The sequence below is a fragment of the Paracoccus wurundjeri genome, assembly GCF_030678915.1.
Taxonomy (GTDB): domain Bacteria; phylum Pseudomonadota; class Alphaproteobacteria; order Rhodobacterales; family Rhodobacteraceae; genus Paracoccus; species Paracoccus onubensis_A.
This window is the reverse complement of record NZ_JAUUTZ010000015.1, coordinates 23,817-39,415: the sequence shown is the minus strand read 5'-3', so window position 1 is coordinate 39,415 and position 15,599 is coordinate 23,817. Positions and strand designations below refer to the sequence as shown.

Below are 15,599 nucleotides of genomic sequence, written 5' to 3'. Positions count from 1 at the left end.
TCTAAACGCCCTGCACGGCGCTGCTGTAGCTCAGTGGTAGAGCACTCCCTTGGTAAGGGAGAGGTCGACAGTTCAATCCTGTCCAGCAGCACCATAAATTTCAATAACTTAGCGGTCATTTAGAGGATTGCTTTCTGGTTCATTGAACCTTTCGGGGTTTCAGAAATTCCAGAGCGCCAGCGGCTTTGCGCAGGTGATCCGGGGAGAATCGTGCGTAAGTTGAGCGGGTTACATTGGGGTTCGTGTGGCCGAGATATTGGGCGACCTCATCAATCGAAACTCCTGCCTCAACCATGAACCTGCCAGCGGTTCGGCGCAGGTCGTGCGGGGTGCAATGTGCAATCCCGGCCCGCTTCACGGCCGCGTTGAAGCCGGTCTTTATGGACTTCACCTGTCCCCCGCCCCACTCAATCACATGCTGCGATAGTGCTGTTTCCTGCGCGGATTTAAGGGCAGCCAAGAGTGTATCGTTCATTGGCACCGTGGCACGACCCTTCTTCGGGCCAATATCGTTCGTCGCCAGCTTTATCAGGCGACGGTCGAAATCTACGCGATCCCATGTCAATTCGAGAAGCGCGCCGATCCTCCCAGCGGTAGTCAGCATCAGCAGCATTGCAAGTTTGATGTGCGCCTCGCCTGCCGCATCAAGAAGCGCGGACACTTCGGCATGCGAAAGATACCGTTCTCGCGGTTGCGGCGACTGCGGCAACTCGACACGCGGCACAATGGAAATCATGTGATTCATCCCGGCCCATTTCAGTGCCGTGCGTAGGCACCCTAATTCACTCCTGATCGTGGCATCCTTTCGCCCGACGGCTCGGCGATCCGCGATATATTTCCGGCTGTCCTCGACAGATAGATGATCCGGGGACAAATGGCCTAAGGCGGGCAGCAGACTGCGGCCAGCATATTCCATCTTCGATTCCTGCCGCCGGCCTTTCATTTCCGCCTTATATGCATCCCAGATCTGCTGCACCGTTATGCCCTGCCTTGGGGCGGTGTGCCTGATGATGGCGTCTCGCGCCTCGCGCTCGGCCTCTTTGGCCGTGTGTGCCGTAAGGCGATAACGTCGCCGGGTTCCGTCATCGTCGTTCCACATGACGACGAAGCGACCCTTGAGTCGCCCGATTCGATAGTCCCGCATGACTCGTATTCCTCCACAGTCTGTTGAGTGATCCTCATCATGCGTCCAACGCGGAACGCAGGCAACTTTCCTGTGCGGATCAGGGCGCGAACGGTTTCACCACTGCACCCCCATCGGTCGGCAAGCTGGTCGGGGGTATAAGGGCGGGCGGGTTCTGCCATGTACCTAACCTCACTCACTGTCGCGCAGAACGGTTTGGCCGTTCAGCTTGCGCTTGAATTTCGAGTCTCGACTGCCCGGAATGACCACTCGGCGCGCGTTCTTCGCACCGAAATGCTTGGCTCTGACCCGATTCGCCTTAGCGATCTGTGCAGCGTCGGTGCCGGTTTTGGTCCGGTGGCAGGACTTGTGCGCCGGAGCAACATTAGACTCATCGTCAGCACCACCCATTGCGAGCGGAATGATGTGTTCACGCTCCCATGCTTCCCCGGCATAGATCTTCATCCCGCAAATATGACATATTCCGCCATGGGTTTCGAATAATGCTAGGCTGCGTTTCGCTGTCCAAGTCTTACGCCGAGCCATCGTCACATCCCCAACGCTTCGCGGTAGAGGTCCAAGACGGCCTGTTCCTCGGCAAGATCATCCTTGTCGCGGCGGCGCTCGGCGATCAGCTTGCGAATGGCCTTTGTGTCGTAGCCCCTGCTCTTCGCCTCGGCGAAAACCTCTTTGGTCTGATCGGCAATATCGGCCTTCTCCTGATTGAGCCGCTCCACGCGCTCGATAAAGGACCGCAATTCGTCGGCGGTCACCGCATAGGCACGGCTATTGTGGCCCTGCCAATCAGGATCGTCTTTCATCTTGGGCTTGTCGGTCACGGTTGCGCCTCCTGATCGGAGACGCGCCAGCGCACTGCACTGCGGCCCGAGGCATTGGTGCCGCGCTTACCGGAATCGACCAGCTTACCGGCCTTTGCTAGTTCAGAGATCCGGGGTCGGACGGTCAGAACGGACAGATTCATGACCTTGGCGATCTCGTCAGCAGTGAGCGGGCTGCCTATCGCAATCATCAGGTTGAGGATCTTGTGGCGAAGGATCGGGGCCTTAGGCGCTATTCGTTCCGCGGCGGACTCGCTTGTAGGTTGATCTTTCCAGCCCGTTCCATCGACGGTTTGAGGCATAGTCCCAATCCTTATGAAAAATTGCTTGAGATGCGGTCCAAGGCCGATTGTCATTTTGAAGTTTCCTTTCAGTCAGGCAGCGGGCCAGAGGCGCGCAGGGCTTCTGCAATGGATACATCGCCCTCCTGCTCTGCCTTCTTGATCGCGGCGGCACGGTGATAGGGGTTCATGTCAGCCATCTTGACGGTGGAGCCGTCAGACCTGCGCCATGTGCCGCTTTGCGGCTTTTGGGCATGGTCTTTTGCACCGGCGTCATAGGGCCAGTCGAGACGAGGTGATTTCATCACTCACCCCCTTCCCCGTCCCGCTCCGCGACGAACGCCTTGAACTCATCGATCATGCCTTCATATTCGTCAGGCTCGGCGCTGCGGATATCGGCCAACTGGACCTCATACATTTCCAGCGTCTCATCGAGCGGAGCGCCATCCGTCAGGTCATTCTTGATCAGATCAGCAATCTTCTGGATCATTTCGGAAACAGAGAAGCCCCCAAACATGGAACTTTGACCTTCATCATCCTTTTGCGCCTTGGACTGGCGGGTTGGACGATCATGATGCGGGGTCTTGTCGGTATGATCCGGGGCCCTCGCAGTGCTGCGCTTTGGCTTCTCGGCCTCTTTCTTCGGCGCAGGCTCGGGCTCCTTTGCTTCGGCCTCGGGTTCGGACTGTCCCTCGTCCTCTATCTGCTCGACCGTTTTAGAAATATCGCTATCGCCGGGGCCGTATTCACCGTCGATATAGTCGCCAACCGATGAGCCCCGTCCGAAGCCGGTCCAGACGCTGGGCGACGTCACCGCCGCGACCGAGAACGAGGTTACCGACGGACAGTTCGCTGCCCTCGATCGCGCCAATGGCCTCGATGCCGAACGGGAGTTCAGCCGCATGACGCCCGAGCAGCAGGAAGCCTACCTGCGCGACGTGTCGTAATCACAGAGAGGGCGTCACATGCTGATCCGCAACGTCAAAGTGGAAAAGCCGATCAAGGTCAGCGTCGGCGATGTGGTTCTTTACGTGTTCCGCATCGGCGAACGCGCGGCTAAAATCGGCGTGGACGCCCCCGACGGCATCAAGATCGAGATTGAACAGGACACGGGCGAGAGGAAGCCGCGCCCGTGAGTTCCTTTAATAGAGCTTCAGCTTCGTCCGCCAGACCAAGTATTTCGCCCTCGGACTTGATGCCGTGGATGGGCGGTTCCGACAGGTCGATGTTTAATCGCTTCTGAACCCAATCTACTTCACGATAATCAATCGTCATGACGCTTTCGTCTATCTTTAGTGGCAGGGAGCTTCCCAACCTAGATATTTTCTTTATTAGATGAGCGCGCTCCTGAAACAAAGCTGGACTGGAAACTGGGTTTGGAGAGGTTTTGTTCATCTTATAGAGCAATGCTGTAGCATGTGCGGACATAGATTGATTATTTTCCCTTATCTCTCGCACTGAGTCTTTGATTCCGGCGAACGAACAGAAATCATCAACTATATCCACATCTCCATACTTCCTGAAGTTTAGATGCCAGCGAGTTGAGAAAAACTTTGTGATCTTACTTGTGTAAGACGGTAACTCCAATGAAAACCGGCCAAGCCCGGTTTTCACCCTTTGCTGAAACGCGCTATTGATGTATGACTTCGGAGAGCGAACATAACCAACAACCTCAATGTCTGAAAACAGATTATCGAAATAATCTATGCACCTTCCAAAATTTTGTGGATTAAGATGGTAAAGAATTTCAGCGCTTAGTATATACTTATTCCTGCCGCGCCCAATGGATTTAAGAGCTCGATCATTCAACTGACGACGATACTTTTTGACTGAAGATGCATTCGGGTACCTCATAGGTACATTCTTCATACACTGCTCTATCGGCATGAACATGGATTGAATGAAGACGCTGTGGTTTATCGGTCCAGCATCAAGATACGCAATCCGGCCGTCGTCATATCCGTTCAGCGCTTCTTGGATAGCTCGCGATCCAGTTTTTGGCATACCGATATGCAAAATTAACTTCGGCTTCACTATCTCCTCCTGTTGACCGAAACTGCCAATTAGTACAAGTTTCATTCGCCTTCATGACATCATTACCTTCAGTCAATTAATCCGCAACCTAGCATATCACTAGTTGCGACAATATCAGAGGCTGTGGTAAATAGAGGTCATTCGATCTGCCATAGGAAGTGCGCAGTTCACAACCCCGCGTCTGTGAACAAAGGAGCACTTCCATGCAGACCAATATCTCTGTTGGCGATCCGCGTGCCGTAAAGCGCTGGGCAACCGCGCTCGCGACCGACACCGAGAAGCAGATGTACTTCAATCGCTTCATCGGAAAGGGCGAGAACCACATTATCGAACGCAAGGTCGAGCTGGAATCGGATGCGGGTGACCGCGTGCGCTTCGATCTGTCCATGCGTCTTCGCGGCGGCATGGTCTATGGCGACGACAACGTCGAGGGCAAGGAAGAAAACCTGACCTTCTACAGTGATGAAGTCCATATCGACCAAGCCCGGAAGGGTGCCGACGCCGGCGGCCGCATGTCGCGCAAGCGCACGCTGCACGATCTGCGCATGGTCGCCAAGGACCGGACCGCCGAGTATGTCGCGGAATGGTTCGATGAGCTTGTCTTCGTGTATCTGTCGGGTGACGCCACCCTGTCGGCCGTGAACGAGGACGCCAAGATCACGTCGGCCTTCGCGAACAACCCGATCCAGGCACCTGACGCCGCGCACATCGCCTATGGCGGTGCTGCGAACTCGAAGGCAACCCTGACGGCAGCCGACAAGATGAGCCGCGCCACCATCGAGCGGATCAGCACCATCCCTCGGATGATGAACGCCACCGATCCGGACACTGTGAAAATGACTGCCGTGAACGTCGAGGGCAACAAGCACTTCGTCTTGCTGATCTCGCCGTGGCAAGCCTATGACCTGCGCACCGAACAATCCACCTTGTCGTGGGCTGACGTGCAGAAGGCTGCAGCCAGCGCCGAAGGTCGGAACAACCCGATCTTCAAGGGTGGTCTGGGCATGCTGAATGATGTTGTCATTCACCAGCATGAGAACGTGCGCCGCTTTACCGACTATGGTGCCGGCGGTGACGTTGAAGCCCATCGTTCCCTGTTCATGGGACGACAGGCTGGCGTCGTCGCATATGGTCAGGCTGGCAACGGCACCCGCTTCCAGTGGGAAGAGGAACTGAAGGACGCGAAGAACCGTGTGGCGATCTACGCCGGTTGCATCTGCGGATTCAAGAAAACCCGCTTCAACAACCGGGACTTTGGCGTGATCGCGGTCGATACCGCATCCACCAACCCGAACGCCTGATTGGCAGGGGCGGAATGATCCGCCCCCGCATCTGACCCGATCAGCCATCACGCGAAAGGAACCCGGATATGGCTATCAAGAAATCCAACTACACCGGCGGCAATGGCCGTCTGGTCCTGCCCTCGCCCTATGTCGCAAACGTCGTCACCGAAGAGCTCGTCACCCACGTGTTCAAGGAACCCGTGGCGGCCGCCGACATTCTGGAACTGGCCTACCTGCCGCCTTATTGCCGCATCCTCGGCGCGACAATCTTTGCGGAAGGGACCGCCGGAACCACACTGAATGTTGGCTTCATGTCTGGTGACGTTGGCTCCGACGATCCGGCCCGCACCAGCGGTACGGAGTTGTTCAGCGCTGTGGATCCGGAAACCGAAACGGACATGACGATGGCCGCCATTGCCGCGGCTGGCAAATCCGATGCAGCCCGCAGTATCGGCGTTAGACCTTCGGCAACCATCGCCGCCGATCCGGACACCGTTCTGCATCTGCGAATCCGCTACGCCACCGGCGTCAGCAACCCGGTTTGATGACCCGATCGCCCCGGTTCACCACCGGGGCGCTTCACCCACATGGCTTTCGCCATCGAGAGGATGAACCCATGAAAATCGAATGCCTGCGCCGCCGCCCGAAAGGTACAGTCGTTACCATCGGCACTGAGACGTACCATTTCCGCCCCGAGAACAGTTCTGACGGCCCCCATGTCGCTGACGTGACGATCAAGGCGCACGTCACCCGGTTCCTTGAGATCAAGGAAGGCTATCGCCGCTTGGCTGGCGAAAAGCCTGCGAAGGGCGATTCCGACCACCAGACCGGTACGACCGACACCACCATTACCCCCGGCACCGACAATGCTGGCAACCAGCAGACCAACACCGGCAACGGTGAAGGTCAGAATGACTCCGGGAATGACAATGCCCCCTACCTGTTGGAGGGGACTTCCGATGATGATCTGCGCGCGATCTTCGAAAAGGAAGTCGGCCGTAAGCCGAGCCCGAAAGCGGGCCGCGACACCATGATCGCCCAGATCAAGGCCGCCCTCGAAGCCAACGCCGCGTGATCGGCGCACACAGGAGTTTCAGCGAATGTCGTTCACCGCAGCAGATGTTATGCGCAAGGCCAACACCATCCTGCAGGACGCGGGTGCTATTCGCTGGACTCCGGTCGAGTTGCGCGAGTGGCTAAACGAGGGCATGCGAGCCATCATTACCGTCAAGCCGAACGCCAAGTCCGGCACTGTCATTCTCGAGCTCGACAACGGTACACTGCAATCCTTACCGCCGGAATATACGATTCTGTCCCGCATCGTCTGTAATGTCGGCGCCGCCCCGGCTAGCGCTCGTGGCCGGGCGGTGCGATCGCTCTGGCGGCGCGAAATCCTCGACAGTCAGATCCCCGGCTGGCAGGATCCAACTGTGCTGCCCTATTCCGCCAACGTGGATATGGTGCTGCAAGACGCCATGTCGCCGCGCGAGTTCTATGTTGTGCCGGGCAATAATGGGAGCGGCCGGCTGGAAGCAGTTGTTGGCATGTATCCGGCCCCCATCCCGCTCCCGCCAAGTGGTTCACTGAACCTCGAATCCTACACTACTGCAGTTCCAATGGATGACGTCTATCAGGGCATCCTCGTTGATCTCGTCCTGTTCCGCGCCTTTTCGAAGGATAGTGCCGCGCAGGATGCTGCCGCCCGGGCACAGGCGCATCTGGCATTGGCTCAAGGAGCCTTGCAGTCATTCGGCACAGCCGAGGGCAGCATGTCGCTGGCCAATATCTACGGCATGCAGATGAACCCCGCAGGCTCGACGCAATAAGAGAGGCATGAATTATGGCAGTCGTCATGAAGCGCACAGCGGAATTTCTACCGCTGATCTTGCCGCACTGCCCCCAATGCCCTGATTTCCTTGCCGAGCAGATGGCGCGCTTTGCCGCGATCCAGTTCTGTGAGCGGTCGCGGGCATGGCGGCATATTACCACTGTTGACATGGTCGCTCCGGAAGGAACACCGGTTGCGCCCGACACCGCCGCCATTCATGAAATCGAGTTCGCGAAATGGAACGGCGTAAAGCTGACGGCAGTGCAGTTCAGTACGATTGAGAGCGGCGAGCAAGGGCGTCCGGAGTACATCACGCAGGTCGCGCCGAACGAAGTGACCATCTCGCCGTTCGAACCGGGAGAACTGGAAATCAGTCTGTTCCTCAAGCCGTTGACTGCCTCGGAATATGGTGTCAATGCCTCTGACCCCCTGTTCGATCGCTTCAATGTGGTGCCGGAGTTCTTCATCAAGATCCATGGCCACACCATTGCCGCCGGTGCATTGGCAGAAATCCTGTCCATCAAGGATGAACCCTGGACAGATCATCGTGAGGCTGCCCGCTATCGGGATCAGTTCGAGGGTCGGTGCGATACCGCATTCCGCTGGAATATGCGCGGTCAGCAGCGCGCACCGATCCGCACCAAGTTCAGGGATTTCTGATGGCGCGTGTCGTTCTGCAATCTTTCGATGGCGAGATTCCTCGGATGGAGGGTCACTACCTTCCCGAGAGAAACGCTGCTGAAGCGGCGAACTGCAAATTGTCCAATGGCGCGGTTCGTCCGATGCGCGATGGCGTGGTCGTGGAAAGTGGGCTGACTGACGTCGATGGCATCGTCTACCATGACAACCAATGGTTCACATGGGAACAGGTTGTTGACGCCGTTCCCGGTCCCGTTGCGGATGATCGGCTCTATCTCACACGGGCACCGGAATCACCACAGGTCTACATTGGCGGCACCTGGCATGAACTGAAATTTGCCAGCCCCGATGTCCGGCCAACGCGGTCGTGGACCGGCACGCCGAGCGATACCGCCGAGTCCGTCAACTATGCTTACACCTATGTTTCGTCGTTCGGGGAGGAAACCGGGCCGAGCCCATTGACCTTCGGTGCCCCCTTCTCTGAAGGCATGGAGATCACGATTGCGGGCATGCCCAATAGCGCCTCTCTCAACAACCGGACCATCACGCACAAGCGGATCTATCGCAGCCAGACCAGCGCCGCAGGCGTGACAGACCTCTATTTCATTGCCGAGATTCCACAGGCGGACACATCGTTTATCGATGTTTGGGGCGACAATCCCATTCAAGAGCCCTGCCCGACCAAGAACTATAATCCCGTCGATGATCACCTATGGGGCCTTACCTCCATGGCCAACGGCATCATGGCGGGCTTCTGGGGCAAGACCCTCCATTTCTGTGAGCCGTATCAGCCGCATATGTGGCCCAACGAATATCAGCTTGTGCTAGAATGGAATATCCGGGCGCTTGTGGCGTTGGGCACCTCGCTGGTCGTGCTGACCGATGGTGAACCCTACATCGTCCAGGGCCTGCATCCAGACTCGATGGCCATGCAGAAGGTGGACTCGGTCTATCCGTGCCTGTCCCGCAGGTCCGTGGTCGATATGGGATATTCCGCTGTCTATGCCTCGACTGATGGATTGGTGCAAATCACTGAAGGTGGCGCGCAGCTTATCAGCAAGCACCTCTGGTCCAAGGATGACTGGGCGGCCATGCGGCCGAACCAAATGAGGGCTGGCAGGTTCGGTGATGATTATATCTTCACCACAGTTCCCGTGGGGTCCGGCTGGGTAAGAACGGTTTTCACGCTTAGCCTGGACTCGGAAACGCCCGCACTGACGCGGACCAATATTCCGGTCGAGTTCTTCTACAACGAGCCCAAGACCAACACGCTCTTTTATGTCCCGGTCAGCAAAGACAGCATCAATGAGTACGATGCCGGTGATCTGATACCCTATGTCTGGAAGTCGAAGCTTTTCCGCTTCTCTGACCCGATCGGGTTCTCGGCTCTTCTGCTTGATCTGACGGGTAACGCAAAGCCAGTGCCGGACAACCTCATGCACATCGCATTTGAGGAACATTACATGGCTGTGCTGGATCAGGCCGCATGGACAACTCCGGAAACCCATGTCGCTGACCTGACCGTTGATGATCCCCCGGCAGAGATCGTTTCCGAAGACGATTATACTGCCACCATTGATTTTGATGCGCAGGCTGCAGAGGCATTCACATTCAAGATCTATGGCGATGGCAATATGATTTATCAGACCTCCAACGACTCGAACGAGGTGCAGAGGATCCCCGCCGGCGAATACCGCATGTGGCAGTTTTCGATAGAGGGAACCGCGGAGGTTCTGCGCGCGATCATCGGGCAAAGCCCAAATGAGGTGTGGGTATGATGCGAAGCTCGCGCACCGTGAATCCGCGCACCGGCTTGATCAAGGAAGCCAAGCTGGAAGAATTGCTGGGCGAGCGCGGGAAGAAAGACAGGTGGGCTGTCCGGCACGGCGAAGTTCAGGATGTGGTTACGAGCGCTATCTATATCGCGAACAAGAACGCCTATGCAGAGGCGAAGCGCGCCGCGGAGAATGCCAAGTCCATCTATGGTTCTGGGACAACGCCGATTGCTGATATTCTGGTCGAGGTCACGCACACCCAGTCGGCACCGCTGGTCCTGCTGACTGACTCCGTTGCCGGCTTCGAGACGGGCGGATTTGTCGCCACGTTGAGCGGCTATATCGACACCACTCACCAGACTACCGATGTGGATGTGTTCGCGAATGTCATCCTTGCGATCGATGGCGTGGATGTTGCCAAACAGCGGATCGGGATCAGAACTGCCGCGTCCGAAATCGTTACGGCCATGCTGCCCTTCTATGTCGTCGGGACATTTGACACGCCGGACGAGACTCCCGCGATCGAGGCGCGCGCATATTCCACTCTCTACGATGATGAAACCGCGGCTTCGGACAGCTTCTACATCAGGGAAGCCCGGCTCGTAATCTCTGGATCTTCATGACTGCCGAGACTGAAAGAGAGGACATGCTATGAACAAAACCACCTATGTGACCGTGAACCAGAAAGATCACCTCAAGGCCGCGCTGCGGCTGACCGGATCGAAAGGTTTCATGGAGGATGCACGTGCGGTCGCCGCATACGCGCCCGGTGCAGAAGGCGAAGCCGACAGTATGAAAGCCGTCGCAGTCTTCGAATGCTTCCGCGGTGGCCGGGCTGAGCTTCATTTGGGCTGCACGCCCGGCAACCAACTCACCCTGGAATTTATCCAGGCGCTGGTGCTGATGGCCTTCCATCCAAAGACCTTCAACCTTGATCGTGTCATGGCCCGGATTCCGTTCTGGAATGCCACCGCACAAATTGCTGCGCTCAAAGTCGGATTCCAGTTCGAATATCGTGATCGCTATTCCGTCATCGGGGGCGAAGATGGTATTGTGATGTCACTGGACCGATCCAGTATCATCGAACAACAGGCCACTGCCGGGCCGCATGCTGACGAAAACCCCGACCTTGTGTCGGACGAGTAAGGAGTAGAGCCATGGGCGGCGGCGGAAGCGCACCGGATCCGGACAAGAATATCGGCATCGCCGCCCTGAAAAGCGCGGAGGTGGGTGAAAACCTGCTTTCTTGGATGCAGGATCAGGCGGAGATCACAAACCGCTGGGCGGCCGAGGACCGTCACCGCCAAGAGAATGTCTTCATTCCTCTCCAAAACGAGTATATCCGCGAAGCCTATTCGTGGGACAGCCCAGAGCGTAAAGAGCGCGCGGCCAGCGAAGCCATTGCCGATGTTCGCCAGCAGCAACAGATCGCAGAGGGAACGCGGCTCCGCAGTGCGATGCGCATGGGCGTCAACCCTGCGTCCGGCGCATATAATGCCGGCGCGCGCGAAGCGGATCTGAATGCCACCCTCGCCGCATCCGGTGCAGGTAATATGGCGAGGCGTCGTGTCGAGTCCGAGGCAGACTCACGGCAAGCGAATGCCATCAATCTTGGTTCCGGATTGGCCGTGAACCCCGCGACGTCAATGGGTCTGTCCAACGGCGCCATTCAGTCGGGCGCGCAGGGGGCGATGCAGGGATATGGCCAGCAAGGCCAGCTTCTGACGAATGACTATAACGCCCGCATGTCTTCATGGCAGGCGGACCAGCAGGCCAATAGCGGTTTCTTCGGCGCGCTCGGCACCGTCGCCGGCATGATGAGCGGCAATCCTTTGTCGATGTTCAGCTCGAAGGAATACAAGACTGACAAGAAAAAGTTGGGCAAGGATAAGGCGCTTGGTGCGATCCGGGAAATGCCGGTCGAGGAATGGTCATACAAGCCGGGCATTGCTGATGAGGGCCGACATATCGGCCCCTACGCCGAGGATTTCCAGCAGGCGACTGGCGTAGGTGACGGCAAGACAATCGACATCCCCACGGCTATTGGGGTCACGATGGGCGCGATCCGCGATCTCGATGCGAAGGTGTCGCGTCTCGAAGGCGTGAAGGAGGCTGCATAATGGCTGGCAATGGCGTCGGGGGCGGTGCGGACTCGGGCAAAGGTGCCGGCGCGCTCGGTATCCCCGGCCTAAGTTTTTCCACGCTATCCCGCGTTCCATCAGCACCGAGGCCGAGTCCTGCACCGGTGCAAACTCCGAATCGGCCATCTGGTTTCTGGGGGAAGATCTTTGATGGTGCCCAGGCACTCAAGGATCGGGCTGGACAGGGGACGCAGGCGCCCGCTCGTCCTACCCCTCAACCGGCGCAGTATCGAACCGTGCCCGAGGCAACGACCGGCGCATTGGGCGTTCCCGGATTGAACTTCGCACCGTTGAGCGATACGCAATACCAAGCACAGTACGGCCATATCGGACGGACCCCATCCGCCCCGGCATCAACTCCGACTACGCCCACAGGCCCGATTTTTCGCCCGGCCAGTTCTCTGACACCGCAGGAAAGAGCAGACGTTGCCTCTAACTATCGTGCGCAACGTCGTCAGGAACGCATGTTCGGAGGGAATCGCTGATGGCATTCGGCACATCATTGGGTGCATTTGCAGACGGTTACTCCGCTTCTCGTGATGCTCGGAAGGATCGCGAAGAACGGGCAACAAATGCCGCTATGCAGGATCGCATGCTGGACGTCATGTCCCGTCAGAACGAGATCATGGCCAGCCGGCCAGTGTCTTACGGTGCCCTGCCCGACATGGGCGGTGCGACCGGCTTCTATCCCGGATCGGCGAATAGTTCTGTCGCCCCCGCCGGCGATGGAACACTCCTGTCACTGATCGATCGCACCGAAGGCGGCGCGGACTACGACACGTTGTTCGGCCACAGCCAGAAAGGCGGACCGTTCGCGGGCACCCGCGTGTCCCAGATGACGCTCGGCGATCTGGCGAGCTTTTCGGACCCCGGTGGAAAATACGGCCAATGGGTCAAGGGCAAGGTCGGTCGTGTCGCAACCCCGATGGGCCGTTACCAATTCGTCGGCACGACCATGCGCGACGTCGCACGCGATATGGGCCTGCCCAACGATACGGTATTCAATCGCGGCACGCAGGACGCCATGTTCCAGCACCTTGCCCGGAAGACGCTGGCCCGCGGAAAGACGCCATCAGCAAAGCGCTCGCTCCTGCGCGGCCAGTGGGAAGGATTCAAGAATGTCTCCGATTCTGATCTCGATTCCGCGATAGCCCGGTTCGAGAATGGGGGCAGACCTATGGGCGCACGCCGCCCAGTATGATGGAAGGATGAACCATGGCACTCGGTGCAGGAATCAGCGCATTCGTTAACGGTTTCGTCGCGGGCGAGGATATCGAACATCGCTGGCAGGATCGCAAGGATGACAAGGAACGCCAGAAAAAGCTGGATGAATATCGCGCCGATGCTGAAAAGCGGTTGGCCGAACGCCATGGTTGGGACCGTACCAATCAGGGTATCTATGTCGATCAACAGGGACGCATTGCAACCGAATGGGATCAGGCACAGGCTGATCGTACCGGCATGCGTGACGCGGCGGCAGAAGCAATTGCAGCCACCGATGCAGCTTGGAATACTACCCCGGTCACTCCTAGCGCGACCGTCTCGACCAAGACGCCGGCGCTTGGCGTTCAGCCTGGGCCATCTCTGGTGCCAGATGTTTCACCCGAGGCGGTGGGCGTTGCGCGGGAACTGGGCTTGAATTTCCAGCCGCGCCCTGCCGCTCAACCACAAGCCGCTCCATCACAAACTATGGCACCCCAAGCCACGGCACCGCAGGCTGCTGCGCCAATGGGTGCCATTTCCCCAGGTTCGCAACCGCTACAAATGCCGGACGATGTGATTGTTCCCCCGGCCTATGGAAATGGAGAGGTCGCACCACCGGACACACAGCAATCTGGCAAAAGACCGTACGAATACGGCCGCCCCGGTCAGGCAGGTCAGGATATTCGGCAGGCGGCCGAAGCTGCTGGCAATACACTTGCCGGTTGGGGCGAACAGGTCATTAATTCCGGCGTCGATACTATTCAACGAGTCAACGCGCCGTTTCAGGCTGCGTCTCGCTGGATTACTGGCGAAGACCACATTGGCGCGCCTGAGCGGGTGGATCTCAATAATGACGGCCAGCGCCCGACCGTCGAAGTTCCGGCTGGCGATGCATTGTTCGGCCGGCGTGAAGCCACGGCCCCAACGCCAAAGGGCGCTACGCCACAGGAAGCCGCTGTATCGCGATCTGCGCAGGATGCCATGGACCGGGTTGGCGAGGCCCCGTCACAGCAGGCGACGGCAAACGCCATGCCGGTTTCGATGGGTGCGACCAAGGGCAAACCAATGACCGAGCCGCAACGGAGGAAGGCTGCAAAGACCTATACCGATACCTGGATGCAGGTCGGTGCGCCGATCTATCAGCGCGAATTGCTCAAGCAGGGCCGGATCGATGACGCGAAAGCCATGGATGATTGGATGCGCAGCACCGAAACCCGAGCCGGCATGGAGGCATTCAGCGAAGCCACCTTTGCGGCCATGTCCGGAGATGCAGAGAAGGCAGCGGAAAAAATCATCGAGGCCTACAACACCACCGGCTATTTCGATGACGGATATGAAATAGTGAAGGAGCAATCCGAATTGATCCGAGACAGCAACGGTGAGGTTGTCGGTCTGAAACTCGCCATGCGCAATCAAGCAACAGGCGAGATCATGGAATCTGTCGATGAAATCGATGATCTGCTCAATAAGGCGCTCTACCTGATCAGCCCGGAAAAAGCGTTCGAGGCTGCGATCGAACTGCAGAAAGCCATGTCCGAGGCACTGGTGAAAGCGGAGGCGGAGCGCGCGGCGGCCGGTCGAGATCTGATTAAGACGGAATATGACAATGCCAACAAGGCCGCGCTCGAGCTCTTCAAAGCGGATCAGGCAAATGCCGCGCTTGAAGGCCGACCGCCTATCACATGGCAGGAGGCGCTTGCTGCCGTCAGCCAGCAGACGCCTTCAGGTGCTTCCGGCAATGTGCCGGTTCTTCGCCCACAATGACGCAGCATTTATCGTTTATATGGTTGCGGTTGCTGATTGCCCGATGCTCTATTTCAATCTGGGGTTTAAACAGGAGCACCAAGATGAGATGGAGTTTCATCATTGCGATGGCCAGCATCGCGGCCTTGCCAGCAAACGCAGAAGCAGTTTTATCAATACCTCTTCCGCTGACTGAGGAGAGCAGCGTGATTCCTACGGATTACGATTGCCCGGATTCCGGCAAGGTGTCGGTCAGTTATATTAACGCCGGAGAAAATAGTCTCGCAATCCTCTCAATCGACGAGATTGAGCGAGTGTTCGTAAACGTCATTTCGGCTTCCGGTGCGCGTTACGTGGCCGGGCAATATGAATGGTGGAGCAAAGGAGACATCGCCACATTCACGGATCTGACGAAGGAAGACAGTGCAGAGGAATGCACTTCCTAATCACGAATCTGCCGCGCCAGATGGGGCAGCGCCCATTAGCCATCAAAAGGAGGACGGAGCGGAGAGGATTCCTTCGAGAACATGAATTTCGTAATCATGAACAAAGATGCATGCTGCCAAGTCACCGGTGCCGCACGCTGATTGCATCTCAACCATATCAACTTCGGGATCGGTTTGACAGGCGGTCAGGGTCAGCACGAAAGGCACAACTCGTAATCTGGCAAACATTTCATCGCTCCTTGATTCAGCAGAATGTTAGCATGA

21 protein-coding genes, 1 tRNA gene and 1 pseudogene are annotated in these 15,599 nt (G+C 57.6%); 14 read left to right on the top strand and 9 right to left on the bottom strand.

From position 1 onward, the window contains the following. Window positions 1-19: 19 nt before the first annotated feature. Window positions 20-94, top strand: a tRNA-Thr gene (locus Q0601_RS15130). A 45-nt stretch (window positions 95-139) separates the two neighbouring features. On the opposite strand, the gene Q0601_RS15125 is transcribed toward Q0601_RS15130, so the two are convergent. The 7 genes and pseudogenes from Q0601_RS15125 to Q0601_RS15100 form a co-directional block, all read right to left on the bottom strand. Then, on the bottom strand, window positions 140-1,099 hold the full coding sequence (locus tag Q0601_RS15125; RefSeq protein ID WP_305290704.1) for a tyrosine-type recombinase/integrase: 960 nt from the start codon (window positions 1,097-1,099) through the stop codon (window positions 140-142). A 62-nt stretch (window positions 1,100-1,161) separates the two neighbouring features. Further along, window positions 1,162-1,305: pseudogene (locus Q0601_RS24715) on the bottom strand (helix-turn-helix domain-containing protein); the annotation flags it as partial. 10 nt (window positions 1,306-1,315) lie between these two features. Continuing rightward, the gene (locus Q0601_RS15120; RefSeq protein ID WP_305290703.1) at window positions 1,316-1,669 is read right to left on the bottom strand and encodes an HNH endonuclease; all 354 of its coding nucleotides are present in this window, start codon (window positions 1,667-1,669) and stop codon (window positions 1,316-1,318) included. A 2-nt stretch (window positions 1,670-1,671) separates the two neighbouring features. Beyond that, window positions 1,672-1,944: a DUF2312 domain-containing protein gene (locus Q0601_RS15115; RefSeq protein WP_305290772.1), complete on the bottom strand. Its 273-nt coding sequence runs from the start codon at window positions 1,942-1,944 to the stop codon at window positions 1,672-1,674. A gap of 14 nt (window positions 1,945-1,958) precedes the next feature. Continuing rightward, complete coding sequence (locus tag Q0601_RS15110; protein ID WP_305290702.1) at window positions 1,959-2,318, bottom strand: helix-turn-helix domain-containing protein; 360 nt, start codon at window positions 2,316-2,318, stop codon at window positions 1,959-1,961. Window positions 2,319-2,332: 14 nt separating this feature from the next. Further along, window positions 2,333-2,548, bottom strand: a complete 216-nt coding sequence (locus Q0601_RS15105) for a hypothetical protein (RefSeq protein WP_305290701.1) — start codon at window positions 2,546-2,548, stop codon at window positions 2,333-2,335. Next, a complete protein-coding gene (locus Q0601_RS15100; RefSeq protein ID WP_305290699.1) occupies window positions 2,548-3,057 on the bottom strand; it encodes a hypothetical protein in 510 nt (169 codons plus the stop codon). The genes Q0601_RS15105 and Q0601_RS15100 overlap by 1 nt, the downstream gene beginning before the upstream one ends. A gap of 151 nt (window positions 3,058-3,208) precedes the next feature. Between Q0601_RS15100 and Q0601_RS15095 the strand changes: the two genes are divergently transcribed. Further along, window positions 3,209-3,379 carry a hypothetical protein gene (locus Q0601_RS15095; RefSeq protein WP_305290697.1) on the top strand — a complete coding sequence of 57 codons (171 nt, stop codon included), beginning with the start codon at window positions 3,209-3,211 and terminating at the stop codon, window positions 3,377-3,379. Here the strand turns inward: Q0601_RS15095 and Q0601_RS15090 are convergent. Continuing rightward, window positions 3,330-4,322, bottom strand: coding sequence for a hypothetical protein (locus Q0601_RS15090; protein WP_305290696.1), 993 nt, complete (start codon window positions 4,320-4,322; stop codon window positions 3,330-3,332). The two genes, Q0601_RS15095 and Q0601_RS15090, sit on opposite strands and share 50 nt — an antisense overlap. Window positions 4,323-4,480: 158 nt before the next feature. Between Q0601_RS15090 and Q0601_RS15085 the strand changes: the two genes are divergently transcribed. From Q0601_RS15085 to Q0601_RS15030, 12 genes are all read left to right on the top strand, one after another. Then, the gene (locus Q0601_RS15085; protein WP_305290695.1) at window positions 4,481-5,578 is read left to right on the top strand and encodes a N4-gp56 family major capsid protein; all 1,098 of its coding nucleotides are present in this window, start codon (window positions 4,481-4,483) and stop codon (window positions 5,576-5,578) included. A gap of 68 nt (window positions 5,579-5,646) precedes the next feature. Then, window positions 5,647-6,105, top strand: a complete 459-nt coding sequence (locus Q0601_RS15080; protein WP_305290694.1) for a hypothetical protein — start codon at window positions 5,647-5,649, stop codon at window positions 6,103-6,105. Between the two features lie 71 nt (window positions 6,106-6,176). After that, on the top strand, window positions 6,177-6,635 hold the full coding sequence (locus Q0601_RS15075; protein WP_305290692.1) for a hypothetical protein: 459 nt from the start codon (window positions 6,177-6,179) through the stop codon (window positions 6,633-6,635). 25 nt (window positions 6,636-6,660) lie between these two features. Next, entirely contained in the window at window positions 6,661-7,386 is a 726-nt protein-coding gene (locus Q0601_RS15070) for a phage adaptor protein (RefSeq protein ID WP_305290691.1), read from the top strand. A gap of 14 nt (window positions 7,387-7,400) precedes the next feature. Continuing rightward, window positions 7,401-8,048 carry a hypothetical protein gene (locus tag Q0601_RS15065; RefSeq protein WP_305290690.1) on the top strand — a complete coding sequence of 216 codons (648 nt, stop codon included), beginning with the start codon at window positions 7,401-7,403 and terminating at the stop codon, window positions 8,046-8,048. Next, a complete protein-coding gene (locus Q0601_RS15060; protein ID WP_305290689.1) occupies window positions 8,048-9,805 on the top strand; it encodes a hypothetical protein in 1,758 nt (585 codons plus the stop codon). The genes Q0601_RS15065 and Q0601_RS15060 overlap by 1 nt, the downstream gene beginning before the upstream one ends. Window positions 9,806-9,822: 17 nt before the next feature. Further along, the gene (locus Q0601_RS15055) at window positions 9,823-10,425 is read left to right on the top strand and encodes a hypothetical protein (RefSeq protein ID WP_305290688.1); all 603 of its coding nucleotides are present in this window, start codon (window positions 9,823-9,825) and stop codon (window positions 10,423-10,425) included. 28 nt (window positions 10,426-10,453) lie between these two features. Continuing rightward, window positions 10,454-10,948: a GNAT family N-acetyltransferase gene (locus Q0601_RS15050; protein WP_305290686.1), complete on the top strand. Its 495-nt coding sequence runs from the start codon at window positions 10,454-10,456 to the stop codon at window positions 10,946-10,948. Between the two features lie 11 nt (window positions 10,949-10,959). Next, the gene (locus Q0601_RS15045) at window positions 10,960-11,922 is read left to right on the top strand and encodes a tail fiber domain-containing protein (protein WP_305290685.1); all 963 of its coding nucleotides are present in this window, start codon (window positions 10,960-10,962) and stop codon (window positions 11,920-11,922) included. A gap of 613 nt (window positions 11,923-12,535) precedes the next feature. Then, window positions 12,536-13,144 carry a lysozyme family protein gene (locus tag Q0601_RS15040; RefSeq protein ID WP_305290684.1) on the top strand — a complete coding sequence of 203 codons (609 nt, stop codon included), beginning with the start codon at window positions 12,536-12,538 and terminating at the stop codon, window positions 13,142-13,144. Window positions 13,145-13,299: 155 nt separating this feature from the next. Beyond that, a complete protein-coding gene (locus Q0601_RS15035) occupies window positions 13,300-14,910 on the top strand; it encodes a hypothetical protein (protein WP_305290683.1) in 1,611 nt (536 codons plus the stop codon). A gap of 83 nt (window positions 14,911-14,993) precedes the next feature. Continuing rightward, window positions 14,994-15,335: an MliC family protein gene (locus Q0601_RS15030; protein WP_305290682.1), complete on the top strand. Its 342-nt coding sequence runs from the start codon at window positions 14,994-14,996 to the stop codon at window positions 15,333-15,335. Between the two features lie 42 nt (window positions 15,336-15,377). Here Q0601_RS15030 and Q0601_RS15025 read toward each other — a convergent pair whose 3' ends face one another. Next, on the bottom strand, window positions 15,378-15,563 hold the full coding sequence (locus Q0601_RS15025; RefSeq protein WP_305290680.1) for a hypothetical protein: 186 nt from the start codon (window positions 15,561-15,563) through the stop codon (window positions 15,378-15,380). Window positions 15,564-15,599: the final 36 nt, after the last annotated feature.